This window comes from Pseudomonas sp. 8AS, from assembly GCF_902506505.1.
In the GTDB taxonomy this organism is placed as follows: domain Bacteria; phylum Pseudomonadota; class Gammaproteobacteria; order Pseudomonadales; family Pseudomonadaceae; genus Aquipseudomonas.
Genome location: NZ_LR733406.1, coordinates 3929060 through 3954510, shown reverse-complemented (window position 1 = coordinate 3954510; position 25451 = coordinate 3929060). Strand labels below are relative to the sequence as shown.

At 64.8% G+C, this 25451-nt stretch carries 21 protein-coding genes and 1 pseudogene; 15 read left to right on the top strand and 7 right to left on the bottom strand.

The annotated features are described in order from the left end of the window. Positions 1–104 precede the first annotated feature (104 nt). The 3 genes from GV001_RS18525 to GV001_RS18515 form a co-directional block, all read right to left on the bottom strand. The gene (locus GV001_RS18525; RefSeq protein WP_160082555.1) at positions 105–2906 is read right to left on the bottom strand and encodes an FAD-binding and (Fe-S)-binding domain-containing protein; all 2802 of its coding nucleotides are present in this window, start codon (positions 2904–2906) and stop codon (positions 105–107) included. Between the two features lie 13 nt (positions 2907–2919). Further along, on the bottom strand, positions 2920–4074 hold the full coding sequence (gene lldD / locus GV001_RS18520; RefSeq protein ID WP_160082553.1) for an FMN-dependent L-lactate dehydrogenase LldD: 1155 nt from the start codon (positions 4072–4074) through the stop codon (positions 2920–2922). Positions 4075–4142: 68 nt separating this feature from the next. After that, the gene (locus GV001_RS18515; protein WP_160082551.1) at positions 4143–5837 is read right to left on the bottom strand and encodes an L-lactate permease; all 1695 of its coding nucleotides are present in this window, start codon (positions 5835–5837) and stop codon (positions 4143–4145) included. 322 nt (positions 5838–6159) lie between these two features. On the opposite strand from GV001_RS18515, the gene GV001_RS18510 reads away from it, so the two are divergent. Then, positions 6160–6933 (top strand): FCD domain-containing protein, encoded by a 774-nt coding sequence (locus GV001_RS18510; RefSeq protein WP_160082549.1) that lies wholly within the window; start codon positions 6160–6162, stop codon positions 6931–6933. A 78-nt stretch (positions 6934–7011) separates the two neighbouring features. Here the strand turns inward: GV001_RS18510 and smpB are convergent, their stop codons facing one another. After that, the gene (gene smpB / locus GV001_RS18505) at positions 7012–7494 is read right to left on the bottom strand and encodes an SsrA-binding protein SmpB (protein WP_160082547.1); all 483 of its coding nucleotides are present in this window, start codon (positions 7492–7494) and stop codon (positions 7012–7014) included. A 148-nt stretch (positions 7495–7642) separates the two neighbouring features. Here smpB and GV001_RS18500 point away from each other — a divergent pair, with 148 nt between their 5' ends. After that, entirely contained in the window at positions 7643–8077 is a 435-nt protein-coding gene (locus GV001_RS18500; protein WP_160082545.1) for a type II toxin-antitoxin system RatA family toxin, read from the top strand. After that, complete coding sequence (locus tag GV001_RS18495) at positions 8070–8390, top strand: RnfH family protein (RefSeq protein WP_160082543.1); 321 nt, start codon at positions 8070–8072, stop codon at positions 8388–8390. Before GV001_RS18500 ends, GV001_RS18495 begins: the two co-directional genes overlap by 8 nt. Positions 8391–8446: 56 nt before the next feature. On the opposite strand, the gene GV001_RS18490 is transcribed toward GV001_RS18495, so the two are convergent. Further along, positions 8447–8962: an outer membrane protein assembly factor BamE gene (locus GV001_RS18490; RefSeq protein WP_160082541.1), complete on the bottom strand. Its 516-nt coding sequence runs from the start codon at positions 8960–8962 to the stop codon at positions 8447–8449. A gap of 97 nt (positions 8963–9059) precedes the next feature. Between GV001_RS18490 and fur the strand changes: the two genes are divergently transcribed. Then, positions 9060–9470, top strand: coding sequence for a ferric iron uptake transcriptional regulator (gene fur, locus GV001_RS18485; protein WP_160082539.1), 411 nt, complete (start codon positions 9060–9062; stop codon positions 9468–9470). 57 nt (positions 9471–9527) lie between these two features. Here the strand turns inward: fur and recN are convergent, their stop codons facing one another. Further along, positions 9528–11201 carry a DNA repair protein RecN gene (gene recN / locus GV001_RS18480; protein ID WP_160082537.1) on the bottom strand — a complete coding sequence of 558 codons (1674 nt, stop codon included), beginning with the start codon at positions 11199–11201 and terminating at the stop codon, positions 9528–9530. 148 nt (positions 11202–11349) lie between these two features. Between recN and grpE the strand changes: the two genes are divergently transcribed. The 8 genes from grpE (at position 11350) to GV001_RS18440 (ending at position 21469) form a co-directional block, all read left to right on the top strand. Further along, on the top strand, positions 11350–11919 hold the full coding sequence (gene grpE / locus GV001_RS18475) for a nucleotide exchange factor GrpE (protein WP_160082535.1): 570 nt from the start codon (positions 11350–11352) through the stop codon (positions 11917–11919). 112 nt (positions 11920–12031) lie between these two features. Then, positions 12032–13948: a molecular chaperone DnaK gene (gene dnaK, locus GV001_RS18470; protein WP_160082533.1), complete on the top strand. Its 1917-nt coding sequence runs from the start codon at positions 12032–12034 to the stop codon at positions 13946–13948. 120 nt (positions 13949–14068) lie between these two features. Then, positions 14069–15193, top strand: a complete 1125-nt coding sequence (gene dnaJ, locus GV001_RS18465; protein ID WP_160082531.1) for a molecular chaperone DnaJ — start codon at positions 14069–14071, stop codon at positions 15191–15193. 10 nt (positions 15194–15203) lie between these two features. Continuing rightward, positions 15204–16007, top strand: coding sequence for a 4-hydroxy-tetrahydrodipicolinate reductase (gene dapB, locus GV001_RS18460; RefSeq protein ID WP_160082529.1), 804 nt, complete (start codon positions 15204–15206; stop codon positions 16005–16007). A 184-nt stretch (positions 16008–16191) separates the two neighbouring features. Further along, the gene (gene carA, locus GV001_RS18455) at positions 16192–17328 is read left to right on the top strand and encodes a glutamine-hydrolyzing carbamoyl-phosphate synthase small subunit (protein WP_160082527.1); all 1137 of its coding nucleotides are present in this window, start codon (positions 16192–16194) and stop codon (positions 17326–17328) included. 31 nt (positions 17329–17359) lie between these two features. Continuing rightward, positions 17360–20581: a carbamoyl-phosphate synthase large subunit gene (carB, locus tag GV001_RS18450; RefSeq protein WP_160082515.1), complete on the top strand. Its 3222-nt coding sequence runs from the start codon at positions 17360–17362 to the stop codon at positions 20579–20581. Beyond that, positions 20578–21054: a transcription elongation factor GreA gene (gene greA / locus GV001_RS18445; protein ID WP_160082513.1), complete on the top strand. Its 477-nt coding sequence runs from the start codon at positions 20578–20580 to the stop codon at positions 21052–21054. Before carB ends, greA begins: the two co-directional genes overlap by 4 nt. After that, positions 21032–21469, top strand: a complete 438-nt coding sequence (locus GV001_RS18440; protein ID WP_160082511.1) for a DUF4149 domain-containing protein — start codon at positions 21032–21034, stop codon at positions 21467–21469. The genes greA and GV001_RS18440 overlap by 23 nt, the downstream gene beginning before the upstream one ends. A 9-nt stretch (positions 21470–21478) precedes the next feature. On the opposite strand, the gene yhbY is transcribed toward GV001_RS18440, so the two are convergent. After that, entirely contained in the window at positions 21479–21790 is a 312-nt protein-coding gene (yhbY, locus tag GV001_RS18435) for a ribosome assembly RNA-binding protein YhbY (protein WP_160082509.1), read from the bottom strand. Positions 21791–22013: 223 nt separating this feature from the next. On the opposite strand from yhbY, the pseudogene GV001_RS18430 reads away from it, so the two are divergent. From GV001_RS18430 to folP, 3 genes and pseudogenes are all read left to right on the top strand, one after another. Beyond that, positions 22014–22497, top strand: a pseudogene (locus GV001_RS18430) (SAM-dependent methyltransferase). A 176-nt stretch (positions 22498–22673) separates the two neighbouring features. Beyond that, on the top strand, positions 22674–24581 hold the full coding sequence (gene ftsH / locus GV001_RS18425; RefSeq protein WP_160083462.1) for an ATP-dependent zinc metalloprotease FtsH: 1908 nt from the start codon (positions 22674–22676) through the stop codon (positions 24579–24581). Between the two features lie 8 nt (positions 24582–24589). After that, complete coding sequence (gene folP / locus GV001_RS18420; RefSeq protein WP_160082507.1) at positions 24590–25441, top strand: dihydropteroate synthase; 852 nt, start codon at positions 24590–24592, stop codon at positions 25439–25441. Positions 25442–25451 lie beyond the last annotated feature (10 nt).

Sequence of the window (25451 nt, the reverse complement as noted above, 5' to 3'; positions counted from 1 at the left end):
GGGCGGGTGTTTGCTGGGCGCTTGCCTGGTGGGATTAGCCTGGGCAAAAAAAGCCCCGCACGGGGCGGGGCCGAAGTTGGCGTGCCGGGGCACGCACCTTGAGGTCAGGGTTTGCGCCGGGTCACCCGATCGACCAGGTAGACCAGGCCGTGGTAGTCGATGCCGGCGTGATGGCTGAGGCCGATCTCGCAGGTGCGGCTGGTGGAGATGCCTTCGTCGCAGGTCTGCACCGCCTCCTTCAGGCTGCGCAGCGCGTGGGCGTTGAGCTGCGGGGTGGTGAAGCCCTTGTCGCCGGCGAAGCCGCAGCAGTGGATGCCTTCGGGGATCACCACCTCTTTGGCACAGCGCTTGGCGATATCGATCAGCCCCTGGGCTTCGCCCAGGTGCTGGGTGCTGCAGGTGACATGCACGGCGACCGGCTGCTCCTGCGGGGTGAACTCCAGGCGGTCGAACAGCTGTAAACGGATAAATTTCACCGGGTCGTGCAGTTGCAGGCGCGGGTCGAGGCCGTCCTGCAGCAGGCGCAGGGTGCAGGGGCTGGTGTCGCAGTAGATCGGGTCGAGGCCGCCGCGGCTGGCCTTGAGCAGGGCGTCGATCAGCTCCTGCCTCTTGCGCTCGGCTTGCTCGGGGTAACCCTTGGAGGCAAATGGCTGGCCGCAACAGAGGCTGTCCTGCTCGGCGGGGAACACCACCTGGAAGCCGGCCTTCTCCAGCAGGGCGCGGGTCTTGTCGAGCAACGGCATCTGCTCGGCGTCGGCGAATGCCGGGCCCATGGCCCGCGACACGCAGGCGGCCAGGTAGACCACCCGCGGACGTTCATCCGCGCTGGGTGCGGTGATGCGAATCGGCTGCGCCGCTTGCGGCATGGCTGGCGTCCACAGCGGCAGGCCGGCGCGCTCATGCAGCGTGCGGGCGAGCTTGGCCAGGCGGGGCGCGCCGAGCAGTCGGCGCGCACCATCGGCCAGGCGCAGGCTCAGGCGCGTGCCCTGCAGTGCCGTGGCGAAATGCCCGGCCAGCCAGGTGGCGGTGCCTTGGTGTTGGGCGCTGGCGGCGCGCAGCTGGCGCACCAGATCGCCGGTGTTGATCCCCACCGGGCAGCGCTGGGCGCACAGGCCGGTGGCGGCGCAGGTGTCGAGGCCCTGGTGCTGGTAGGCGCGCTCCAGCTCGGTGGTGTCGATGCCGGCACGCTTGCGCGCCTGGATATCGCGCCAGATGACGATGCGCTGACGCGGCGTCAGGGTCAGCCCGTTGGACGGGCATACCGGCTCACAGAAGCCGCACTCGATGCACTTGTCGACGAGGGCGTCGGCGGCCGGCAGCGGCTTGAGGTGTTTCAGGTGGATCTGCGGGTCTTCGCTGAGCACCACGTCCGGGTTGAGGATGCCCTGCGGGTCGAGCAGGCGCTTGAGCGTCCACATCAGCTGGTAGGCCTCGCTGCCCCACTCCAGCTCGACGAACGGCGCCATGTTGCGCCCGGTGCCGTGCTCGGCCTTCAGCGCGCCGCCGAACTCCACCGCCACCAGCTGGGTGACGTCCTGCATGAAGGCTTCGTAGCGGGCGACCTGGGCCGGGTCGTCGAAACCCTGGGTGAAGACGAAGTGCAGGTTGCCTTCCAGGGCATGGCCGAACAGGATCGCCTCGTCGTAGCGGTGCTTCTCCAGCAGCTCGAGCAGGCGGTTGACCCCGGCGGCCAGGCGCTCGACCGGGAAGGTCACGTCCTCGATGATCACCGTGGTGCCGGTCTGACGCACCGCGCCGACGGCGGGGAAGGTGTCCTTGCGGATCTTCCACAGCTGGTTGTAGACGGCCGGGTCTTCGCTGAAGTCGACCTGCTTCTCCACCGGAAAATGCGCGAGGGCCGCCATGATCTGCGCCAGCTGCTCGTGCAGCAGGCTCTGGCTGGCGGCGCGCGATTCGATCAGCAGGGCGCAGGCATTGGCCGACAGGTTTTTCACCCAGTCCGGCATGCCCGCCATGTTTTCCACCGAGCGCATGCTGCGCCGGTCCAGCAGCTCCACCGCCGACACCGGCTGCAGCTTGAGCAGCGGCACGGCCTGACAGCAGGTCTCCACATCGGGGAAGACGATCAGCGCGCTGGCCTTGTGCGGGTGATCCGGCACGGTGTCGTAGGTCACCGCGCTGATGAAACCGAGGGTGCCTTCGGAGCCGACCATCAAGTGGTTGAGGATCTCCAGCGGTTCATCGAAATCGACCAAGGCGTTCAGCGAGAAACCGGTGGTGTTCTTCAGCCGGTACTTGTGCCGAATCTTGTCGGCCAGGGCGGTATTGGCGCGGGTCTGCCGGCCCAGTTCGGCCAGGCGGTCGAGCAGCTCGCCGTGGCTCTGGCGGAAGGCGGCCACGCTGGCGGCGTCCTCGCTGTCCACCACCGTGCCGTCGGCCAGCACCAGGCGCAGGCCGGCCAGTGTCTGGTAGGTGTTCTGTGCGGTGCCGCAGCACATGCCGCTGGAGTTGTTGGCGACTATGCCGCCGATCTTCGCCGCGTTGATCGAGGCCGGGTCCGGGCCGATCTTGCGCAGGAAGGGCGCCAGTGCGGCGTTGGCCGCAGCGCCGATGACGCCCGGCTGCAGGCGGATCTGCGCGCCGTTTTCACGTACCTCTCGGCTGTTCCAGTGATCGCCGAGAACGATCAGCACCGAGTCGGAAATCGCCTGGCCGGACAGGCTGGTGCCGGCGGCGCGGAAGGTCACCGGCACGCCTTCGGCGCCGGCCAGTTTGAGCAGCTCGATCACCTCTGCCTCGCTCTCGACGCGGATCACCAGCTTGGGGATCAGCCGGTAGAAGCTGGCGTCGGTGCCGAAGGCCAGGGTCGACAGCGGGTCGTCGAAGCGCCGCTCGCGCGGGATCAGGCGAGCGACGGCGGTGAGAAAGGCGGCGGGCAGGCTCATGATGGCTCCGGGCTCAGGAGGCGGCGTGGCGCAGTTCGCGCACCAGCGAATCGGCGCTGATCTCGGCGATGGACTTGGCCCCGGTCAGGGTCATGGCCACGCGCATCTCCTTGTCGATCAGTTCCAGCAGGTTGCTCACGCCCGCACCACCGGCGGCGGCCAGGGCGTAGACGAAGGCGCGGCCGAGCATCACCGTGTCGGCGCCGAGGGCGAGCATACGCACCACGTCGAGGCCGGTGCGGATGCCCGAGTCGGCGAGGATCTTGATCTCGCCTTTCACCGCGTCGGCAATCGCCGGCAGGGCGCGGGCACTGGACAGCACGCCGTCGAGCTGGCGGCCGCCGTGGTTGGAGACGACGATGCCGTCGGCACCGAATTTCACCGCGTCCTTGGCATCTTCGGGGTCGAGGATACCCTTGATCACCATCGGGCCATCCCAGAAATCGCGGATCCACTCCAGGTCTTTCCAGGAGATCGACGGGTCGAAGTTCTCGCCCAGCCAGCCGATGTAGTCGGCCAGCCCGGTGGGGTTGCCGCGGTAGGCGGAGATATTGCCCAGATCGTGGGGTTTGCCCAGCAGGCCCACGTCCCAGGCCCAGCTCGGGTGAGTCATGGCTTGCAGCACGCGGCGCAGCGGCGCGTTCGGCCCGCTCATGCCGGAGTGGGCATCGCGGTAGCGTGCGCCGGGCACCGGCATGTCGACGGTGAACACCAGGGTGGTGACGCCGGCGGCCTTGGCCCGCTCCAGGGCGTTGCGCATGAAGCCGCGATCCTTGAGCACGTAGAGCTGGAACCACATCGGCCGGTCGATGGCCGGGGCGACTTCCTCGATCGGGCACACCGAGACGGTGGACAGGGTGAAGGGGATGCCCTTGTCCGCCGCCGCCTTGGCCGCCTGCACTTCGCCGCGGCGGGCGTACATGCCTGTCAGACCGACCGGGGCCAGGGCCACCGGCATGGCCAGCTTCTCGCCGAACAGCTCGGTTTCCAGGCTCAGTTCGGCCATGTTGCGCAGCACGCGCTGGCGCAGGGCGATGTCGGCCAGGTCGGCGACGTTGCGCTTAAGCGTGTGCTCGGCGTAGGCGCCGCCGTCGATGTAGTGGAACAGGAAGGGCGGCAGCTTGCGCCGGGCGGCTTCGCGGTAGTCGGTGGAGGCGGAGATGATCATCGGTAGGCTTCCGTCGAGTCTCGAAAGAGCGATGCCCCGGCCGGAGCCGGGGCGTCGTAGGGCATGGATCAGCGGGCCATCAGCGGGTCGCCGATGCCCAGGCCATAGATGGCGAACAGGGCGATCAGGCCGGTGAACAGCACGTAGTACAGGGTCGGCCACACGGTCTTGCGCAGGGTGGTGCCCTCGCGGCCGAGCAGGCCGACGGTGGCCGAGGCGGCCACCACGTTATGGATGGCGACCATGTTGCCGGCCGCCGCGCCGATGGCCTGCACGGCGACGACCAGCGCAGTGGAAATGCCCAGGTTGTGCGCCACGCCGAACTGGAACTGCGCCAGCATCATGTTGCTTACCGTGTTGGAACCGGCGATGAAGGCGCCCAGGGCGCCGACGCTCGGCGCCAGCAGCGGGTAGATGCCGCCAACGCTGTCGGCCACGTAGCGGGCCATGGTGATCGGCATACTGGCCAGCTCGGCGGCGTTGACTCCGGAGTTGATCAGGATGCGCACCATGGGCACGGTGAACAGCAGGACGAAGCCGGCGCCGAGCAGCACGCCGGTCGACTCCTTCACCGCCGCGCCCAGCTCGCGCAGCTTCATGCCATGCAGGAAGAAGGTGGCCAGCACCACGGCGACCAGGATGCCGCCGGGCAGGTACAGCGGCATGAAGTCGGCCTTGATGCCGGTCTCGCCGAGGATGTCCGGGAACACCAACACTACGGATTTCAGCGCGGCGCCGACCTCCGGGAACACCCGGCTGACCACCAGCAGGGCGCCGACCAGCACATAGGGCAGCCAGGCGCGCAGGGTGCCCATGGGCTTGACGGTGAGGCTGTCGAGCTTCATCTCGACGCTGCCCAGCCACTCGCTCGGCCATTCGCTGGCGGGAGCGAAGTCCCAGTGCTTCTTCGGCACCAGGAAGCCGAAGTGGGCGGCGGTGCAGACGATGGCCAGGCCGACCAGACCGCCCAGCAGGGAAGGAAATTCCGGGCCGAGGAACACGCCGGTGGCGGCATAGGGCAGAGTGAAGGCCAGGCCGGCGAAAATGGCGAAGGGCAGCACTTCGAAGCCGGCCTTCCAGCTTTTCTCGCGGCCGAAGAAGCGGGTCAGCATCAGGACCATGATCAGCGGCATCAGGGTGCCGACCGTGGCATGGATGATCGCCACTTCGCTGGTGATCAGCTGCAGGTAGGTCTCCCAGCTGGAGCCCTGGGCGGCCAGCTGGGCACCGATGCCGGCACTGTCCAGGCCGGTGTTGAGTCCGACCAGGATCGGCGTGCCGACCGCGCCGAAGGACACCGGCGTGCTCTGCACCAGCATGCCGAGGATCACCGCCGCCAGCGCCGGGAAGCCGATGGCCACCAGCAGCGGCGCGGCAATGGCCGCCGGAGTACCGAAGCCGGAGGCGCCCTCGATGAAACAGCCGAACAGCCAGCCGATGATCAGCGCCTGGATGCGCCGGTCCGGACTGATGGTGGCGAAGCCGGCGCGGATCGCGGTGATGCCGCCGGAGTGCTTGAGGGTGTTGAGCAGCAGGATGGCGCCGAAGATGATCCACAGCACGCCGCCGGTGATCACCAGGCCCTGGACGGTGGAGGCGAGGATGCGGTTGAAGCTCATGTCCCACACGGTCAGGCCGATGCCGGCGGTGAGCAGGTAGACCAGCGGCATGGCGCGCTTGGCCGGCCAGCGCAGGCCGATCAGCAGCACGGCGGCGAGCAGGATGGGGGAGAAAGCGAGGAAGGCGAGAAGTCCGGACGACATGATCGTTCTCCGCTCAGGGGCGCATCGGGCGCAGGCAGGTGGATGGGCGACGGTGCGGGCTGAGCGATGGGTAACTGAGCGACATGGCGGTGACCTCTACGGCTTTCTTGGAATTGTTGGTAAGTTCTTTTTGTAAATTGGTAATACCAATTTACAAACAGGCGCCGCCAGAGTAAAAGTCAGGCTTCCCGCCTGTCAAACCCGGCGTCTCAGACTTTGGTCGAAGGGCTGCTGGTTGCCGGGCTCCGGTGGGCTCGTTAGGCTAGCCGGCAGGCGCCGTGGTAGAGCGGGGCAAGTGGTCAAACCAGTGGAGAATGGCTTTATGGCAGTGGGTCAGGTGCAGCAGCGCCGTCTGTCGGATGACATCGTCAGTCAGCTGGAGGCGATGATTCTCGAGGGCACGCTCAAGGTCGGCGAGCGTCTGCCGGCCGAGCGGGTGCTGGCCGAGCAGTTCGGTGTGTCGCGGCCGTCGCTGCGCGAGGCGATCCAGAAACTGGTGGCCAAGGGCCTGCTGGTCAGTCGCCAGGGCGGCGGCAACTATGTCGCCGAGACCCTCGGCAGCACCTTCAGCGACCCATTGCTGAAACTGCTGGAGGAGAACCCGGCGGCCCAGCGCGACCTGCTGGAATTCCGCCACACCCTGGAAGGTTCCTGCGCCTTCTACGCCGCCCAGCGCGCCACCGAGCCGGATCGCCAGCGCCTGAGCGAGGCCTTCGCCGCACTACAGGATTGCTACGAGCGCGGCGGCACGGTGACCCGCGCCGAGGAGGGCGCGGCCGATGCGCGCTTTCACCTGGCGATTGCCGAGGCCAGCCACAACGCGGTGCTGCTGCACACCATCCGCGGCCTGTTCGACCTGCTCAAGCGCAACGTAGTGACCAATATCGGCGGCATGTACGCCCAGCGCGAGGAAACCCGCAGCATGCTGATCAGCCAGCACCGGGCGTTGTACGAGGCGATCATGGCCGGGCAGGCAGAGCAGGCGCGCAGCCTGTCCAACCGGCATATCGACTATGTGCAGGAAGTGCTGGCGGATGTGCAGCTGGAGGCGCAGCGCCTGGCACGGGCGCAGCGGCGGGTGGCGGTCAAGCCTTAGGGCTGTTCGTAGGGTGCGCCGTGCGCACCGGGACCTTGTACGGGCTTTCAGGTGCGCGCGGCGCACCCTACGTCTGGGTTACTCGTCCTTGCCCTTGGTGCGCATGGCGCGCTGCACTTCGCGGTCGGCGTCGCGCTCTTTCTCGGTGTGGCGCTTGTCGAAGTCCTTCTTGCCCTTGGCCAGGGCGATCTCGCACTTGACCAGGTGCTGCTTCCAGTAAAGCGACAGGGCCACGCAGGTGTAGCCCTTCTGCTGCACCGAGCCGAACAGCTTGTCCAGCTCGCGCTTGTTCAACAGCAGCTTGCGCGTGCGGATCGGGTCGGCGATGACGTGGGTGCTGGCGGTTTTCAGCGGGGTGATGTGGCAGCCCATCAGCCAGGCTTCGTCGTCCTTGAGCAGCACATAGCTGTCGACCAGCTGCGCCTTGCCGGCGCGCAGGCTCTTCACTTCCCAGCCGGCCAGGGCCAGGCCGGCCTCGAACTTGTGTTCGATGAAATAGTCGTGCAGCGCTTTCTTGTTCTGCGCGATGGTGCCGGTGGGGTGTTTCTTTTGTTTAGCCATAGGCGCGGCATTATAGGGAGTCGGCGCGCGGCTGGCGACAGCCTGTGCTTGAGGGGGCGGGGTGAATTACGCACAATGCGCGCTTCTTGGCGGTCGCGCGGGCGGTTTGGCCCGGGTTGCCGCAATGCAGTCCTGGAAGTGAGAGCTGATGAGCACGCGAATCCTGCGTTCGGCGCTGCTGCCTTATCCGGCACAGGCCTTGTACGATCTGGTCAATGATGTGGCGAGCTATCCGCAGTTCCTGCCCTGGTGCTCGGCCTCCGAGGTGCTGGCGGTCAGCGAGGCGGAGATGCGCGCCAGCCTGACGGTGGCCAAGGGCTCGCTCAGCCAGCGCTTCATGACCCGCAACCGCCTGGTGCCAGGGCAGGCCATCGAGATGCAGCTGGAGGAGGGGCCCTTCTCGCAGCTGCAGGGCATCTGGGAGTTCAAGGCCCTCGGCGACAAGGCCTGCAAGATCAGCCTGGACCTGACCTTCGATTACGCCGGGCCGCTGGTCAAGGCGACCCTCGGGCCGCTGTTCAACCAGGCGGCCAATACCCTGGTCGATGCTTTCTGTCAGAGGGCCAAGCAGCTGCATGGATAAGCCGAATATCTTCGTCGAGGTGGTGTACGCCCTGGCCGACAAGCAGAAGCTGCTGCGCCTGAGCGTGCCGGCGGGCAGCAGCGTGCGCGACGTGGCCCTGTGCTCCGGGCTGGATGCGCATTTCCCTGGCCTGGATTTGGCGCACAGCCCGCTGGGGATCTTCGGCAAGGCGGTGGCCAGGCCCGAGGAGCGGATCATCGAGGAGGGTGAGCGGGTGGAAATCTACCGGCCGCTGATCGCCGACCCGAAAGAGGTGCGCAAGCAGCGCGCGGCCAAGGCGGCGCTGGCGCGGGCCGGCGAGCAGGGCGAGTAGCTTTTGCCCAGGCACAAAAAAGCCCGGTGAAAACCGGGCTTTTTGCTTTCCGCAGCTTACTGCGGAGTGGCTTCCAGTGGCTCCGGAATCGGTACGGCGACCGGTTCGGCGGCGTCCACTTCGCGCTGGATCTGTTCCAGCAGCGAGCCCGGCTTGGCCGGTTCTTCGGTGCTTTGCTGCGGCTGGCTGACCACGCCGCTCTGGCCGTCTTCGCCGAGGATTTCCTGGTCGCGGCTGACGCCCGGCATGAAGTCGCCGGCCAGGCCGATCAGCTGGTCGTCGCTGCCGAACATCAGGCTGACGCGCTCCTGATAGCGCTGCCGACCACCCGGCTGGATGCTGTACAGGTAGTCCCAGCGGCTGGCGTGGAAGGTGTCGGTGATCAACGGGTTGCCCATGATAAACCGCACTTGTCGGCGGGTCATTCCAGGCTTCAACTGGTCTATCATGTCCTGCGTTACGACATTGCCCTGCTGGATGTCGATTTTATAAACCCCGGGAAATGAACAACCGGCGAGTGCGAGCAGACCCACGAGCGTGAGGCTGGACAGCAGGAGCTTGGTGTTTTGCATCGGTGGGTGACTTCCACTATCTTGGCTGGGCAAAGTAAACCCCGATCATACCCGCATAAACGGAAGCTGCGAAGCAGCAACCTAGAGAAAGCCGACCATGGTTGAAAATAGCGAACTGCGCAAAGCTGGCCTGAAAGTAACCCTGCCGCGCGTGAAGATCCTGCAGATGCTCGACTCGGCCACTTCCGGCCAGCGCCACATGAGTGCCGAGGATGTGTACAAGGCGCTGATGGAGGCGGGCGAAGACGTCGGCCTGGCCACCGTGTACCGGGTACTGACCCAGTTCGAGGCGGCCGGCCTGGTCGAGCGCCACAACTTCGATGGCGGCCATGCCGTGTTCGAGCTGGCCGATGGCGGGCACCACGACCACATGGTCTGCGTCGACAGCGGCGAGGTCATCGAGTTCTTCGATCCGGATATCGAAAAACTGCAGAAAGAGATCGTCAAGAAGCACGGCTTCGAGCTGGTCGATCACAACCTGGTGCTGTACGTGCGCAAGAAGAAGTAAGTGCCACGAGTCGAATGAAAAGGCGCCCCGCGGGGCGCCTTTTTCATGTCTGGAATCTTAGAGCTGCGCGCTGCTGACCATCTTGCGCGCGTGCTGCAGGGATTCCTCGGTGAGGTCGACCCCGCCGAGCATGCGCGCCACTTCCTCGACCCGCTGCGCGGTGTTCAGGCTGGCCACGGCGGTGCGGGTCTCCTCGCTGCCGCGCTGCTTGTGCACGAACAGGTGGTTGTGGCCCTGGGCCGCGACTTGCGGCAGGTGGGTGACGGTCAACACCTGGCCGCGCTCGCCGAGGCGGCGCAGCAGCTGGCCGACCACTTCGGCGGTGGGGCCGCCGATGCCGACGTCGACTTCGTCGAACACCAGGGTCGGCACCCGAGAGGTCTGTGCGGTGATCACCTGGATCGCCAGGCTGATGCGCGACAGCTCGCCGCCGGAGGCGACCTTGGCCAGGGATTTCAGCGGCAGGCCGGGGTTGGCGCTGACCAGGAATTCCACCTGCTCCAGGCCATGAGGCTGGGGCTCTTCGGCGCTGCCGGCCTGCAGCTGGATGCTGAAACGCCCGCCGGGCATGCCCAGGCCTTGCATCTCGCCCTGCACAGCAGTGGCCAGGCGCTCGGCGGCCTGCTGGCGCAGCTGGCTCAGTTCGGCGGCCTTGTCCTGGTAATGGCGGGCATAGGCGGCTAGTTCTTCGCTGAGACGTTCGCTGGCCTGGTCGTCGGCGTTCAGGCCTTCCAGTTCTTCCAGCAGGCGTTGCTGCAGTTCGCCTAGCTCAGTGGGTTGGATACGGTGCTTGCGCGCCAGGGTATAGATGGTGTCCAGGCGCTCTTCCAGTAGTTGCTGGCGCTGCGGGTCGGCGTCGAAGTGGTCGATGAAGCGGTTCAGTTCGCCGACCGCTTCCTCGACCTGGATCTGCGCGCTGGCCAGCAGGTTGCTGGCTTCGCCCAATGCGCCGGGCTGGCTGCTGAACGCGCCGAGGCGGTTGAGGCTGGCAGTCAGGGCCGACAGCACGTTGCCGGCATCGCTTTCGCTGCACAGCTCGAGCACCTGGCGGCAGGCGCTGAGCAGGTGCTCGGCGTTGCTCAGGGTCTTGTGTTCCTGCTCCAGCTGCTCCAGTTCGTTGTCGCCGAGGGCCAGGTTTTCCAGCTCCTCCAGCTGGTAGCTGAGCAACTGGTGGCGGGCACGCTGCTCGTCGCTGGTCGAGGTCAGGCGCTGCAATTCCTGGCGGGTCTGGCGCCAGCGCTGGGCGGCCAGTTGCACCTGGCGGGCCAGTTCCTGGCTGCCGGCGTATTCGTCGAGCAGGCGGCGGTGGGTGTCGGGCTTGAGCAGCGACTGGTGCTCGTGCTGGCTGTGGATATCGATCAGCAGCTCGCCCAGGGCCTTGAGGTCGCTTAAGGGGCAGGGGCTGCCGTTGATGTAGCCGCGCGAGCGGCCTTCGCTGGTGATCACCCGGCGCAGGATGCACGGGCCGTCGTTGTCCAGGTCGCGCTCGGCCAGCCAGGCGCGGGCTTCGGCGATGTCGTCCAGGTCGAAGCTGGCGAGGATGTCGGCCTTGTCGCTGCCTGGGCGCACCACGCCGCTGTCGGCGCGGTCGCCGAGGGCCAGGCCGAGGGCGTCGAGCATGATCGACTTGCCGGCGCCGGTCTCGCCGGTGATCACCGACATGCCGCGGGCCAGCTCCAGGTCCAGGTGTTCGACGATGGCGTAGTTGTGAACGGACAGGTGCACCAGCATGGAGAGCGCTCCTAAAAGTTTGTGCTGGCTATTTATACAGTGTTTTGTTTTGTCCTGACAATAACCCTTGAAACCTTGTGATCGGGCCCCATATAGGCGACAGAAGCAGCAGGCCTTGACCTGCCCACGCATTGAACAGGAGGACCTAATGGCCGACGAACAGACTCTCGATACGCAGACCCCGCAAGACAACCAGGCCGCAGAAGCGGTGATTGGTGAAGACCTGGCTGCTCGCGTGCAAGCTCTCGAAGAACAGCTGGCGGCGGCTCAGGATAATGCCCTGCGCATCGCCGCCGACCTGCAGAACGTGCGCCGCCGCGCCGAGCAGGACGTCGAGAAGGCGCACAAGTTCGCCCTGGAGAAGTTCGCCAACGACCTGCTGCCGGTGGTCGACAGCCTGGAGCGCGGTCTGGAGCTATCCAACCCGAACGACGAGTCGATCCGCCCGGTGCGCGAAGGCATGGAGCTGACCCTCAAGCTGTTCCACGACACCCTCAAGCGTTACCAGTTGGAAGCGGTCGATCCGCATGGCGCGCCGTTCAATCCGGAGCACCACCAGGCCATGGCCATGGAAGAAAGCACCCATGTCGAGCCGAACTCCGTGCTCAAGGTGTTCCAGAAGGGCTATCTGCTCAGCGGCCGCCTGTTGCGCCCGGCCATGGTCGTGGTGAGCAAGGCGCCGAGCGTCGCGCCGCCGTCGATCGACGAGCAGGCTTGAAATCGGCGAGTCCGACCCCATCTGTTAGAGCAAGCGATTTAGTGCTGGTGCGGCCAATCCATTCAACGGACCGCGCAATCAAGGTTAAAGATCAAGTTTCGGGAGAGTGAATATGGGCAAGATCATCGGTATCGACCTGGGGACCACCAACTCCTGCGTCGCCATTCTGGAAAACGGTAACGTCAAGGTCATCGAGAACGCCGAAGGCGCGCGCACCACGCCTTCCATCATCGCCTACACCAATGACGGCGAGATCCTGGTCGGCCAGTCCGCCAAGCGTCAGGCGGTGACCAACCCGCACAACACCCTGTATGCGGTGAAGCGCCTGATCGGTCGTCGCTTCGAAGAAGAAGTGGTGCAGAAAGACATCAAGATGGTCCCCTACAAGATCGCCAAGGCCGACAACGGTGATGCCTGGGTCGACGTGAAGGGTCAGAAAATGGCGCCGCCGCAGATCTCCGCGGAAGTGCTGAAGAAGATGAAGAAGACCGCCGAAGATTACCTCGGCGAAGCCGTGACCGAGGCGGTGATCACCGTTCCGGCCTACTTCAACGACAGCCAGCGTCAGGCCACCAAGGACGCCGGTCGCATCGCCGGTCTGGACGTCAAGCGCATCATCAACGAGCCGACCGCGGCCGCACTGGCCTACGGCATGGACAAGGGCAAGGGCGACCACACCGTGATCGTCTATGACCTGGGTGGCGGTACCTTCGACGTGTCGGTGATCGAGATCGCCGAAGTCGACGGCGAGCACCAGTTCGAAGTGCTGGCTACCAACGGCGACACCTTCCTCGGTGGTGAGGACTTCGACATCCGCCTGATCGACTACCTCGTCGACGAATTCAAGAAAGAGTCCGGCATCGACCTGAAGGGCGACCCGCTGGCCATGCAGCGCCTGAAGGAATCCGCCGAGAAGGCCAAGATCGAGCTGTCGTCCGCGCAGCAGACCGACGTCAACCTGCCGTACATCACTGCAGACGCCACCGGTCCGAAGCACCTCAACGTGAAGATTTCCCGCGCCAAGCTGGAAGCCCTGGTCGAAGACCTGGTCACCCGTACCATCGAGCCGTGCCGCATCGCCCTGAAGGACTCCGGTCTGGACGTTGGCAGCATCGACGAAGTGATCCTGGTCGGCGGTCAGACCCGCATGCCGCTGGTACAGCAGAAAGTGGCCGAGTTCTTCGGCAAGGAAGCCCGCAAGGACGTCAACCCGGACGAAGCCGTGGCCATCGGCGCCGCGATTCAGGGCGCCGTGCTGGCTGGCGACGTCAAGGACGTGCTGCTGCTCGACGTCTCCCCGCTGACCCTGGGTATCGAAACCATGGGTGGCGTGATGACCGCGCTGATCGAGAAGAACACCACCATCCCGACCAAGAAGTCGCAGGTGTTCTCCACCGCCGACGACAACCAGGGCGCGGTGACCATCCACGTGCTGCAGGGCGAGCGCAAGCAGGCCTCGCAGAACAAGTCGCTGGGCAAGTTCGACCTGGCCGAGATCCCGCCGGCGCCGCGTGGCGTGCCGCAGATCGAAGTGACCTTCGACATCGACGCCAACGGCATCCTGCACGTCGGCGCCAAAGACAAGGCCACCGGCAAGCAGCAGTCCATCGTGATCAAGGCCAACTCCGGCCTGTCCGAGGAAGAAATCGAGCAGATGGTGCGTGACGCCGAGGCCAACGCCGAGGAAGACCGCAAGTTCGAGGAGCTGGTTACCGCACGCAACCAGGGCGACGGTCTGGTGCATGCCACCCGCAAGATGGTCACCGAGGCGGGCGACAAGGCCACTGCCGACGAGAAGGCGGCCATCGAGAAGGCGCTGGGTGAACTGGAAGTTGCGGTCAAGGGCGACGACAAGGCGGCCATCGAGGCCAAGATGAACGCCCTGTCCGAAGTCACCACCCCGCTGGCGCAGAAGATGTACGCCGAGCAGCCGCAGCCGGGTGCTGCTGGTCAGGGGGCTGATGAAGCCAAGGACGCGGCCGACGACGTGGTCGATGCCGAGTTCGAAGAGGTCAAGGACAACAAGTAAGCCACGGCTTACCTCAGTTCCCGCCCGCCGAAGCTTGGCTTCGGTAGGTGCGATTCGCCGCGCGGGAGCTTGCTCCCGCGTTGGCGTGTCTGGGGCAGACGAATTTAAAGGTGTTGATGTATGTCCAAGCGTGACTATTACGAAGTGCTCGGTGTCGAGCGCGGCGCCAGCGAAGCCGAGCTGAAGAAGGCTTACCGGCGCCTGGCGATGAAGCACCACCCGGACCGCAATCCGGACGACAAGGCTTCGGAAGAGAAATTCAAGGAGGCCAACGAGGCCTACGAAGTGCTTTCCGATGCCAGCAAGCGCTCGGCCTACGACCAGTACGGCCATGCCGGCGTCGACCCGCAGATGGGTGGTGGTGGTTTCGGCGGTGGCGGGGCGAACTTCTCCGACATCTTTGGCGATGTGTTCAGCGATTTCTTCGGTGGCGGCCGCGGCGGTTCGCGCGGTGGTGCCCAGCGCGGCTCGGATCTGCGCTACACCCTGGAACTGGATCTGGAAGAGGCCGTGCGCGGCACCACCGTGACCATTCGCGTGCCGACCCTGGTCAACTGCAAGCCGTGCGATGGCAGCGGGGCGAAGAAGGGCACCAGTCCGGTGACCTGCACCACCTGCGGCGGCATCGGCCAGGTGCGCATGCAGCAGGGCTTCTTCTCGGTGCAGCAGACCTGCCCGCGCTGCCATGGCAGCGGCAAGATGATCACCGACCCCTGTGGCAGCTGCCACGGCCAGGGCCGCGTGGAAGAAAGCAAGACCCTGTCGGTCAAGGTGCCGCCGGGCGTCGATACCGGCGATCGCATCCGCCTGTCCGGCGAGGGCGAGGCCGGCAGCCTGGGTGGCCCGGCGGGCGACCTGTATGTGGTGGTCAATGTGCGCGAGCACGCAATCTTCCAGCGTGATGGCAAGCACCTGTACTGTGAGGTGCCGATCAGTTTCGCCGACGCGGCGCTGGGTGGCGAGCTGGAAGTGCCGACCCTGGATGGCCGGGTCAAGCTGAAGATCCCGGAAGGCACCCAGACCGGCAAGCTGTTCCGTCTGCGTGGCAAGGGCGTGGCGCCGGTGCGCGGCGGTGGTGCCGGCGACCTGCTGTGCAAGGTGGCGGTGGAGACTCCGGTGCATCTGGACAAGCGCCAGCGCGAGCTGCTGGAAGAGTTCCGCAAGTCGCTGGAAGGCGACAGCTCCCATTCGCCCAAGGCCAGTGGCTGGTTCGAAGGCGTGAAGCGCTTCTTCGGCGATCTCTAAGGAGTCGACTATGCGACGTATTGCAGTGATGGGCGCCGCCGGGCGCATGGGCAAGATTCTTATCGAGGCGGTCGGCCAGGCGGAAGGTGCCAAGCTGACCGCCGCCATCGATCGCCCGGACAGCAGCCTGGTCGGCGTTGACGCCGGTGAGCTGGCGGCGCTGGGCAAGATCGGCGTGACCCTGGCGGGTGACCTGAATGCGGTGCTGGATCAGTTCGATGTGCTGATCGACTTCACTCACCCCTCGGTGACCCTGAAGAATCTGGAGCTCTGCCGCCAGGCAGGCAAGGCCATGGTCATCGGTACCACCGGCTTCTCGTCGGAGGAGAAGCAGTTGCTGGTCGAGGCAGCCAAGCAGATCCCGATCGTCTTCGCCGCCAACTACAGCGTCGGCGTCAACCTGTGCCTCAAGTTGCTGGATACCGCGGCTCGGGTGCTGGGTGACGAGGTCGATATCGAGATCATCGAGGCGCACCATCGGCACAAGGTCGATGCGCCGTCCGGCACCGCGCTGCGCATGGGCGAGGTAGTGGCCAATGCACTCGGGCGTGATCTGCAGGAGGTCGCGGTCTACGGGCGCGAAGGCCAGACCGGTGCGCGTCAGCGCGAAACCATCGGCTTTGCCACCGTGCGGGCCGGCGATGTGGTCGGTGACCACACCGTATTGTTCGCCGCCGACGGCGAGCGGGTGGAAATCACCCACAAGGCCTCCAGCCGGATGACCTTCGCCAAGGGTGCGGTGCGCGCGGCGCTGTGGCTGCAAAGCCAGCCGGCCGGGCTGTATGACATGCAGGACGTGCTGGGGCTGAGCTGAAATGCCTGAACGGTCCACTCAGACGGTGGACCGAAAAGGCACTTTCCTGTAAGCTTTCTGCTTTAGTGTGTCCACTAAAAGTAACGCAGAATGAATCAGATAAAAAAGCGGGGTGACGGTCAATACGTCATCCCGCTTTTTTACAACCTGCGTTTGTACAAGTTTCAGATCTAGGGAGGTCTTCTTGACTAAGCCAGCCATACTCGCCCTTGCCGACGGCAGCATTTTCCGCGGCGAAGCAATCGGGGCCGACGGCCATACCATCGGTGAAGTGGTGTTCAACACCGCCATGACCGGCTATCAGGAAATCCTCACCGATCCTTCCTATGCCCAACAGATCGTCACCCTGACCTATCCGCATATCGGCAACACCGGCACCACGCCGGAAGATGCCGAATCCAACCGGGTGTGGGCGGCCGGCCTGATCATTCGCGACCTGCCGCTGATCTCCAGCAACTGGCGCAACAAGCAGCCGCTGGACGAGTACCTCAAGGAAAACGGTACCGTCGCCATCGCCGGCATCGATACCCGCCGCCTGACCCGCATCCTGCGTGAGAAGGGCTCGCAGAACGGCTGCATCCTGGCTGGTGAAGACGCCACCGAAGAGAAGGCCCTGGAGCTGGCGCGCAGCTTCCCTGGCCTGAAAGGCATGGACCTGGCCAAGGTGGTCAGCTGCTCCGAGCGCTACGAGTGGCGCGAAAGCACCTGGGAGCTGAAAACCGACAGCCACCCGCAAATCGCCGCCAGTGAGCTGCCTTACCACGTGGTTGCCTACGACTACGGGGTCAAGCTCAACATCCTGCGCATGCTGGTCGAGCGCGGCTGCCGCCTGACCGTGGTGCCGGCTCAGACCCCGGCCAAGGACGTGCTGGCGCTGAATCCGGACGGCGTGTTCCTCTCCAACGGCCCTGGCGATCCCGAGCCGTGCGACTACGCGATCCAGGCGATCAAGGACGTGCTGCAGACCGAGATCCCGGTGTTCGGCATCTGCCTCGGCCACCAGCTGCTGGCCCTGGCCTCCGGCGCCAAGACCGTGAAGATGGGCACCGGCCACCACGGCGCCAACCACCCGGTACAGGACCTCGACAGCGGCGTGGTGATGATCACCAGCCAGAACCACGGTTTCGCCGTGGACGAGCCGAGCCTGCCGGCCAGCCTGCGTGCCACCCACAAGTCGCTGTTCGACGGCACCCTGCAGGGTATCGAGCGCACCGACAAGGTGGCTTTCAGCTTCCAGGGTCACCCGGAGGCCAGCCCGGGCCCGCACGACGTCGCCCCGCTGTTCGACCGCTTTATCTCCGCCATGGCCGCCCGTCGCTGATCGCTGAGTCCAGGAATTCGAGAGTTACTCCATGCCAAAACGTACAGACATCAAAAGCATCCTGATCCTCGGCGCCGGCCCCATAGTCATCGGCCAGGCCTGCGAGTTCGACTATTCCGGTGCCCAGGCGTGTAAAGCGCTGAAAGAGGAGGGCTACCGCGTCATCCTGGTGAACTCCAACCCGGCCACCATCATGACCGACCCGGCGATGGCCGACGCTACCTACATCGAGCCGATCAAGTGGGCCACCGTGGCCAAGATCATCGAGAAGGAGCGCCCGGACGCCCTGCTGCCGACCATGGGTGGCCAGACCGCGCTGAACTGCGCCCTGGATCTGGAAAAGCACGGCATCCTGGAAAAATTCGGCGTCGAGATGATCGGTGCCAACGCCGACACCATCGACAAGGCCGAAGACCGCTCGCGCTTCGACAAGGCGATGAAGGACATCGGCCTGGCCTGCCCGGTTTCCGGCATCGCGCACAACATGGAAGAAGCCTACGGCGTGCTGGAGAAGGTCGGCTTCCCCTGCATCATCCGTCCGTCCTTCACCATGGGCGGCACTGGCGGCGGCATCGCCTACAACCGTGAAGAGTTCGAGGAAATCTGTGCCCGCGGTCTGGATCTGTCGCCGACCAGCGAGCTGCTGATCGACGAGTCGCTGATCGGCTGGAAGGAATACGAGATGGAGGTGGTCCGCGACAAGAAGGACAACTGCATCATCGTCTGCTCCATCGAGAACTTCGACCCGATGGGTGTGCACACCGGTGACTCGATCACCGTGGCGCCGGCGCAGACCCTGACCGACAAGGAATACCAGATCCTGCGCAACGCCTCCCTGGCGGTGCTGCGCGAGATCGGCGTGGAAACCGGCGGCTCCAACGTGCAGTTCGGCATCTGCCCGAACACCGGGCGCATGGTGGTGATCGAGATGAACCCGCGCGTGTCGCGTTCCTCGGCACTGGCCTCCAAGGCTACCGGCTTCCCGATCGCCAAGATCGCGGCCAAGCTGGCCGTCGGCTACACCCTCGACGAGCTGAGCAACGACATCACCGGCGGTCGCACCCCGGCCTCGTTCGAGCCGGCCATCGACTACGTCGTGACCAAGATCCCGCGTTTCGCCTTCGAGAAATTCCCGAAAGCCGACGCCCGCCTGACCACCCAGATGAAATCCGTCGGTGAAGTCATGGCCATCGGCCGTACTTTCCAGGAATCCCTGCAGAAAGCCCTGCGCGGCCTGGAAGTGGGCGTGGCCGGCTTCGATCCGAAGCTCGACCTGAACGATCCGGAAGCCGAAAGCACCCTGCGCCGCGAACTGACCGTGCCGAGTGCCGACCGTATCTGGTACGTGGCCGATGCCTTCCGCGCCGGCAAGAGCGTGGCGGAAATCTTCGAACTGACCAACATCGACGAATGGTTCCTGGTGCAGATCGAGGATCTGATCAAGGACGAGGAGAAGGTCAAGACCCTCGGCCTGTCCTCCATTGACTATGAGCTGATGTTCAAGCTCAAGCGCAAGGGCTTCTCCGACGCGCGCCTGGCCAAGCTGCTTGGCGTTTCCGAGAAGAGCCTGCGTGCCCACCGCCACAAGCTGAAAGTGCTGCCGGTGTACAAGCGCGTCGACACCTGCGCCGCCGAGTTCGCCACCGACACCGCCTACATGTACTCGACCTACGAGGAAGAGTGCGAGGCCGCGCCGTCCAGTCGCGACAAGATCATGATCCTCGGCGGCGGCCCCAACCGTATCGGCCAGGGCATCGAGTTCGACTACTGCTGCGTGCACGCGGCGCTGGCCATGCGTGAAGATGGTTACGAGACCATCATGGTCAACTGCAACCCGGAAACCGTTTCCACCGACTACGACACCTCCGACCGCCTGTACTTCGAGCCGGTGACCCTGGAAGACGTGCTGGAGATCGTCCGCGTCGAGCAGCCGAAAGGCGTGATCGTGCAGTATGGCGGCCAGACCCCGCTGAAGATCTGCCGCGCCCTGGAAGAGGCCGGCGTGCCGATCATCGGCACCAGCCCCGAGGCCATCGACCGCGCCGAAGACCGCGAGCGCTTCCAGCAGATGGTCCAGCGCCTCGGTCTGCGCCAGCCGGCCAACGCCACCGCACGCAGCGAAGACGAGGCCCTGGCCCTGTCCAAGGGCATCGGCTACCCGATGGTCGTGCGTCCGTCCTACGTGCTGGGCGGCCGGGCGATGGAAATCGTCTACCAGGAAGAAGAGCTCAAGCGCTACATGCGCGAGGCGGTGAAAGTATCGAACGACAGCCCGGTGCTGCTGGATCGCTTCCTCAACTGCGCCATCGAGGTGGACGTGGATGCGGTGTGCGACGGCGAGACCGTGGTGATCGGCGCGATCATGCAGCACATCGAACAGGCCGGCGTGCACTCCGGTGACTCCGCCTGTTCGCTGCCGCCGTACTCGCTGCCGATGCACATCCAGGACGAGATCCGCGAGCAGGTCAAGAAGATGGCCCTGGAGCTCGGCGTGGTCGGTCTGATGAACGTGCAGATGGCCGTGCAGGGCGAGGACATCTACGTCATCGAGGTGAACCCGCGCGCTTCGCGTACCGTGCCGTTCGTCTCCAAGTGCGTCGGCGAGTCCCTGGCCAAGGTGGCCGCCCGCGTCATGGCCGGCAAGAGCCTGGCCGAGGCCGGCTACAACAAGGAAATCATCCCGCCGTACTTCAGTGTCAAGGAAGCGGTGTTCCCGTTCGCCAAGTTCCCCGGCGTTGACCCGATCCTCGGCCCGGAAATGAAGTCCACCGGTGAAGTGATGGGTGTCGGCGATACCTTCGGCGAGGCCTTCGCCAAGGCGCAGCTGGGTGCCAGCGAGATCCTGCCGAACTCCGGTTGCGCCTTCATCAGTGTCCGTGAGGACGACAAGCCGGAAGCCGTACAGGTCGCCCGTGACCTGGTGGCGCTGGGCTTCGAGGTGGTCGCTACCGCCGGTACCGCCAAGGTGATCGAGGCCGCCGGTCTGCCAGTGCGCCGCGTGAACAAGGTGACCGAGGGCCGTCCGCACGTGGTCGACATGATCAAGAACGACGAAGTCACCCTGATCATCAACACCACCGAGGGGCGTCAGTCGATCGCTGACTCCTACTCCATCCGTCGTAACGCTCTGCAGCACAAGATCTACTGCACCACCACCATCGCGGCGGGGCAGGCGGTCTGCGAGGCGCTCAAGTTCGGTCCCGAGAAGACCGTGCGCCGGCTGCAGGATCTGCATGCAGGAATCAAGGCATGACCAAATACCCCATGACCGTCCAGGGCGCTCGCGCCCTGGAAGAAGAGTTGGCGCACCTGACCAAGGTGGTGCGCCCCAAGCTCAGCCAGGATATCGGCACTGCCCGTGAGCTGGGTGATCTCAAGGAGAACGCCGAATACCACGCCGCTCGCGAGCAGCAAGGCATGGTCGAGGCGCGTATCCGCGATATCGAGGGTCGTCTGCAGAATGCGGTGATCATCGATGTCACCACCATTGCCCATACCGGCAAGGTGATCTTCGGCACCACAGTGGAGATCGCCAACTGCGAGACCGACGAGAGCGTGACCTACCAGATCGTCGGTGAAGACGAGGCCGATATCAAGCAGAGCAAGATCTCAGTCGGCTCGCCCATCGCCCGCGCCCTGGTCGGCAAGGCGGAAGGGGACGTGGTTGCGGTGAAGACGCCGGGCGGTCTGGTCGAGTACGAGATTGTCGAAGTCCGCCATCTTTAAGCGTCAACCGCTACGGGCGGGGGTGATCAGCTGGCAGCTGGCCCAGACTTTCTGGGTTGGCGGCCTGTGGCTGTTGCACTTCGTCATGCTGCCGGCGCTGGAGAAGATTGGTCTGGCGCCGTTGCTGATTCACACCGTCGATGCGACGTTGACGCCGCTGCTGGTCGGCTTTGCGGCGTTCTGTGCGCTGCTGCAGATGCTGGTCTTGCTGCAGGCCGAAGGCGGGCGCAGTCTCTGGCGCGACATGCGCGGTCAGCTGCTGCTGAGTGTGCTGGGGATGGCGCTGGCGTACTTCGCGGTGCGCGAGTGGCAGCCGGATGCAGTGCGCTGGCTGCGGTTCAACTACCAGGTGCTGGCGTTGTGCGGCTTGCTGCTGGTGTTGCAGCCGCTGCCGGGGCAGCGGGGCGAAGGCTGACTGCCGCTATCAGGCCTGGTAGCGGTGGATGTTGGACAGGTTCTTGTTGGCCTTGGGGTTCTTGCGGTAGACCAGTGCCATCTTGCCGATGATCTGTACCACTTCGCAGCGGCTGACCTTGCTCAGTTCGTCGATCAGGGCGCGGCGATCGTCGCGTTCGCTGATGCGAAACTGCACCTTGATCAGCTCGTGATCATTCAGGGCGCGCTCCAGTTCGGCCTGCACCCCTTCGGTCAGGCCGTTTTCGGCCACGATCAACACCGGCTTCAGGTGGTGACCGATGGATTTGAAATGTTTCTTCTGCTCGTTGGTAAGCGCCATAATCTGATCCTGCGACGGGGAAACTGCCGGAAACGGAATGCGTTTGCGCTGCTTTGGCGAAAGCTGGAAGGCCGCATCACGCAGATTCTCCAACCCTTTCTGCCAAGTCTGGCTTCGCGTGCCGGGGCTCCGGACTGCTTCTGAACTGTAAAAACGGCGTAGTTTACCCGAGCGTGCTGGAGCGCGCCCAGCTAATCACTATCCGTTGCGTATGAGTTGTCTTGTGGTCCGCTCCAAGACTAGTCAGCGTCGGCTGAAAGAACACTTCGCTGACCTCTACGTCAAAGTGGCGCAAAAGAACGGTTAGCGTTCGCAGGTTAGTTGCTGGCTGTTGGAGGGTCAGGAGAACAGCCGCATCGCCGATGTCATCTGCTTCACCGCGGATGAAGGGATTGCACGGATTGTCGAGGTCATCGGCGGGCATCCACTAGGCCTTGTGATTTCCGATGTGGCCCCAATATGAGTGGTGTGAGCTGGCTGATCAGGCTCGGGTCGAGTACCTGGGTGAACTGACGCCGGACCTGGCGGGTCGGGTGCTGCGTCCCGGTGGCGAGTGCCTGATCAAGATCGCCCGGGGCGAAGGTTTCGATGCGCGCCGCAAGCGGGTGCGTGAGGCGTGCGACGAGGTGCGGGTGCGCAAGGCCCTCTCGTCGCGCGACCGCTCTCGCGAGCAATACCTGCTCGCACGGGTTTTTCGCGGAGGCTAGACTGGGCTTCAACTGTTGGCATGGTGCGTTGCGCCACGCCAAGTGCTCATAAAGGGTTACAGACGGCGCCTGCCAGGGGCAGGGTTGTGTAGTAAGTTAGGCGGGTATATCTCAAGCCGTTATGCGAAGCGCGTTTCAGGACGGGGCTCGCTTCAGAGGGTAGCTAATTGAACGACATGGCAAAGAACCTGATCCTGTGGCTGATCATCGCGGCCGTTCTGGTCACCGTGATGAACAACTTCTCCAGTCCCAGCGAGTCCGGCAAGCTGAACTACTCCGAGTTCATCCAGCAGGTGCAGGAAGGTCGGGTCAAGCAGGTCACCGTGGATGGCTACATCATCAGCGGCAAGAATGCCGATGGCTCCACCTTCGAGACCGTGCGTCCGGCCATCGAAGACCGCGGGTTGATCAAGGATCTGATCGACAACAACGTCGAGATCGTCGGCAAGCAACCGGAGCGCCAGAGCATCTGGACCCAGCTGCTGGTAGCCAGCTTCCCGATCCTGGTGATCATTGCCGTGTTCATGTTCTTCATGCGCCAGATGCAGGGCGGTGGCGGCGGAAAGGGCGGGCCGATGAGCTTCGGCAAGTCCAAGGCACGCCTGCTCTCGGAAGACCAGGTGAAAACCACATTGGCTGACGTCGCCGGTTGCGACGAGGCCAAGGAAGAGGTTGGCGAACTGGTTGAGTTCCTGCGTGATCCGGGCAAGTTCCAGCGCCTCGGTGGGCGTATCCCGCGCGGCGTGCTGATGGTCGGCCCGCCGGGTACCGGCAAGACCTTGCTCGCCAAGGCCATCGCCGGCGAGGCCAAGGTGCCGTTCTTCACCATTTCCGGTTCCGACTTCGTCGAAATGTTCGTCGGCGTCGGCGCCAGCCGCGTGCGCGACATGTTCGAGCAGGCCAAGAAGCACGCGCCCTGCATCATCTTCATCGACGAGATTGACGCCGTGGGTCGTCATCGTGGCGCCGGTCTCGGTGGTGGTCACGACGAGCGCGAGCAGACCCTCAACCAGTTGCTGGTGGAGATGGACGGCTTCGAGATGAATGACGGCATCATCGTCATTGCCGCCACCAACCGTCCTGATGTGCTGGATCCTGCGCTGCTGCGTCCGGGCCGCTTCGATCGCCAGGTGGTGGTCGGTCTGCCGGATATCCGTGGTCGCGAACAGATCCTCAAGGTGCACATGCGCAAGGTGCCGATCGGCGACAATGTCGAGCCAGCGGTAATTGCCCGCGGTACCCCGGGTTTCTCCGGTGCCGACCTGGCCAACCTGGTCAACGAGGCTTCGCTGTTTGCCGCGCGCGCGGGCAAGCGCCTGGTGGAAATGAAGGAGTTCGAGCTGGCCAAGGACAAGATCATGATGGGCGCCGAGCGAAAGTCCATGGTCATGTCCGAGAAGGAAAAGCTCAATACGGCCTTCCATGAGGCCGGCCACGCCATTGTCGGGCGCCTGGTGCCCGAGCACGACCCGGTCTACAAGGTGTCGATCATTCCCCGCGGTCGCGCCCTGGGGGTGACCATGTTCCTGCCGGAAGAGGATCGCTACAGCCTGTCCAAGCGGGCGCTGACCAGTCAGATCTGCTCGCTGTTCGGTGGCCGTATCGCCGAGGAAATGACCCTGGGCTTCGATGGCGTGACCACGGGGGCGTCCAACGACATCATGCGCGCCACGCGCCTGGCACGGAACATGGTGACCAAGTGGGGTTTGTCCGAGAAACTGGGCCCGCTGATGTACGCCGAGGAAGAGGGTGAAGTCTTCCTTGGGCGCAGCGCCGGCAGCCAGCATGCCAACGTCTCCGGAGAGACGGCCAAGCTCATCGATGATGAAGTGCGTAGCCTGATCGATGGCTGCTACGCCACTGCCAAGCGTCTGCTGGAAGAGAATCGCGACAAGCTGGATGCCATGGCTGATGCGCTGATGAAGTACGAAACCATCGATGCCGATCAGATCGACGACATCATGGCCGGCCGTACGCCGCGCGAGCCGCGCGATTGGCAGGATGGCTCGGGTACTCCGAGCGCTCCCAAGGAGCAGGCTGATCGCCCGGAAACCCCGATTGGCGGCCCGGCCGGCGAGCACTAAGGCGACCCATGACTGTTGCGCAATACCCAACCCGACTGCCTTGCGGCAGTCGGGTTCTTGATTTGTCCCGTCCGCAAGTGATGGGGATTCTGAATGTCACCCCCGATTCCTTTTCCGATGGCGGGCGTTTCGCTGCGCGCGACGCGGCATTGCGCCATGCGGCGGCGATGGTTGCGGCTGGAGCGACGCTGATCGATGTCGGCGGTGAGTCGACCCGTCCGGGCGCGCGTCCGGTCTCGCCGGTGGAGGAGCTGGAGCGGGTGGCGCCGGTGGTCGAGGCCATCGCCGCCGAGCTGGATGTGATCATCTCCCTGGATACCTCGACTCCGGTGGTCATGCGCGAGGGGGCGCGTCTGGGGGCGGGCCTGATCAATGACGTGCGCTCGCTGCGGCGTGATGGTGCGCTGGAGGCGGCTGTCGATACCGGTCTGCCGGTTTGCCTGATGCATATGCTAGGCGAGCCCGGCAGCATGCAGCAGAATCCGCAGTACCGCGACGTGCTTGCCGAGGTGGCCGATTTTCTCGCGCAGCGCATGCTCGCCTGCGAGGAGGCCGGAATCCCGCGCGAACGGATCGTTCTGGATCCGGGCTTCGGTTTCGCCAAGACGCTGGCGCACAACCTGAGCCTGTTCAAGCATATGGAAGGGCTGCATGCCCTGGGGCGGCCCCTGCTGGTCGGGGTGTCGCGTAAAAGCATGATCGGCCAGGCGCTGGGGCGCGAAGTCGGCGAGCGCCTGTATGGCGGCCTGGCCTTGGCGGCACTGGCGGTCAGCAAGGGCGCCAGCATTCTGCGTGTGCATGATGTCGCCGAGACGGTCGACGTGGTGCGCATGGTTGCGGCCGTGCAGATGGCCGAATAAGAATTAAGTG

Excerpts from the sequence above, each read along its gene's own strand:
- GV001_RS18525 (WP_160082555.1), bottom strand. The coding sequence starts at position 2,906 with ATGAGCCTGCCCGCCGCCTTTCTCACCGCCGTCGCTCGCCTGATCCCG.
- lldD (WP_160082553.1), bottom strand. The coding sequence starts at position 4,074 with ATGATCATCTCCGCCTCCACCGACTACCGCGAAGCCGCCCGGCGCAAG.
- GV001_RS18515 (WP_160082551.1), bottom strand. The coding sequence starts at position 5,837 with ATGTCGTCCGGACTTCTCGCCTTCCTCGCTTTCTCCCCCATCCTGCTC.
- GV001_RS18510 (WP_160082549.1), top strand. The coding sequence starts at position 6,160 with ATGGCAGTGGGTCAGGTGCAGCAGCGCCGTCTGTCGGATGACATCGTC.
- smpB (WP_160082547.1), bottom strand. The coding sequence starts at position 7,494 with ATGGCTAAACAAAAGAAACACCCCACCGGCACCATCGCGCAGAACAAG.
- GV001_RS18500 (WP_160082545.1), top strand. The coding sequence starts at position 7,643 with ATGAGCACGCGAATCCTGCGTTCGGCGCTGCTGCCTTATCCGGCACAG.
- GV001_RS18495 (WP_160082543.1), top strand. The coding sequence starts at position 8,070 with ATGGATAAGCCGAATATCTTCGTCGAGGTGGTGTACGCCCTGGCCGAC.
- GV001_RS18490 (WP_160082541.1), bottom strand. The coding sequence starts at position 8,962 with ATGCAAAACACCAAGCTCCTGCTGTCCAGCCTCACGCTCGTGGGTCTG.
- fur (WP_160082539.1), top strand. The coding sequence starts at position 9,060 with ATGGTTGAAAATAGCGAACTGCGCAAAGCTGGCCTGAAAGTAACCCTG.
- recN (WP_160082537.1), bottom strand. The coding sequence starts at position 11,201 with ATGCTGGTGCACCTGTCCGTTCACAACTACGCCATCGTCGAACACCTG.
- grpE (WP_160082535.1), top strand. The coding sequence starts at position 11,350 with ATGGCCGACGAACAGACTCTCGATACGCAGACCCCGCAAGACAACCAG.
- dnaK (WP_160082533.1), top strand. The coding sequence starts at position 12,032 with ATGGGCAAGATCATCGGTATCGACCTGGGGACCACCAACTCCTGCGTC.
- dnaJ (WP_160082531.1), top strand. The coding sequence starts at position 14,069 with ATGTCCAAGCGTGACTATTACGAAGTGCTCGGTGTCGAGCGCGGCGCC.
- dapB (WP_160082529.1), top strand. The coding sequence starts at position 15,204 with ATGCGACGTATTGCAGTGATGGGCGCCGCCGGGCGCATGGGCAAGATT.
- carB (WP_160082515.1), top strand. The coding sequence starts at position 17,360 with ATGCCAAAACGTACAGACATCAAAAGCATCCTGATCCTCGGCGCCGGC.
- greA (WP_160082513.1), top strand. The coding sequence starts at position 20,578 with ATGACCAAATACCCCATGACCGTCCAGGGCGCTCGCGCCCTGGAAGAA.
- yhbY (WP_160082509.1), bottom strand. The coding sequence starts at position 21,790 with ATGGCGCTTACCAACGAGCAGAAGAAACATTTCAAATCCATCGGTCAC.
- ftsH (WP_160083462.1), top strand. The coding sequence starts at position 22,674 with ATGGCAAAGAACCTGATCCTGTGGCTGATCATCGCGGCCGTTCTGGTC.
- folP (WP_160082507.1), top strand. The coding sequence starts at position 24,590 with ATGACTGTTGCGCAATACCCAACCCGACTGCCTTGCGGCAGTCGGGTT.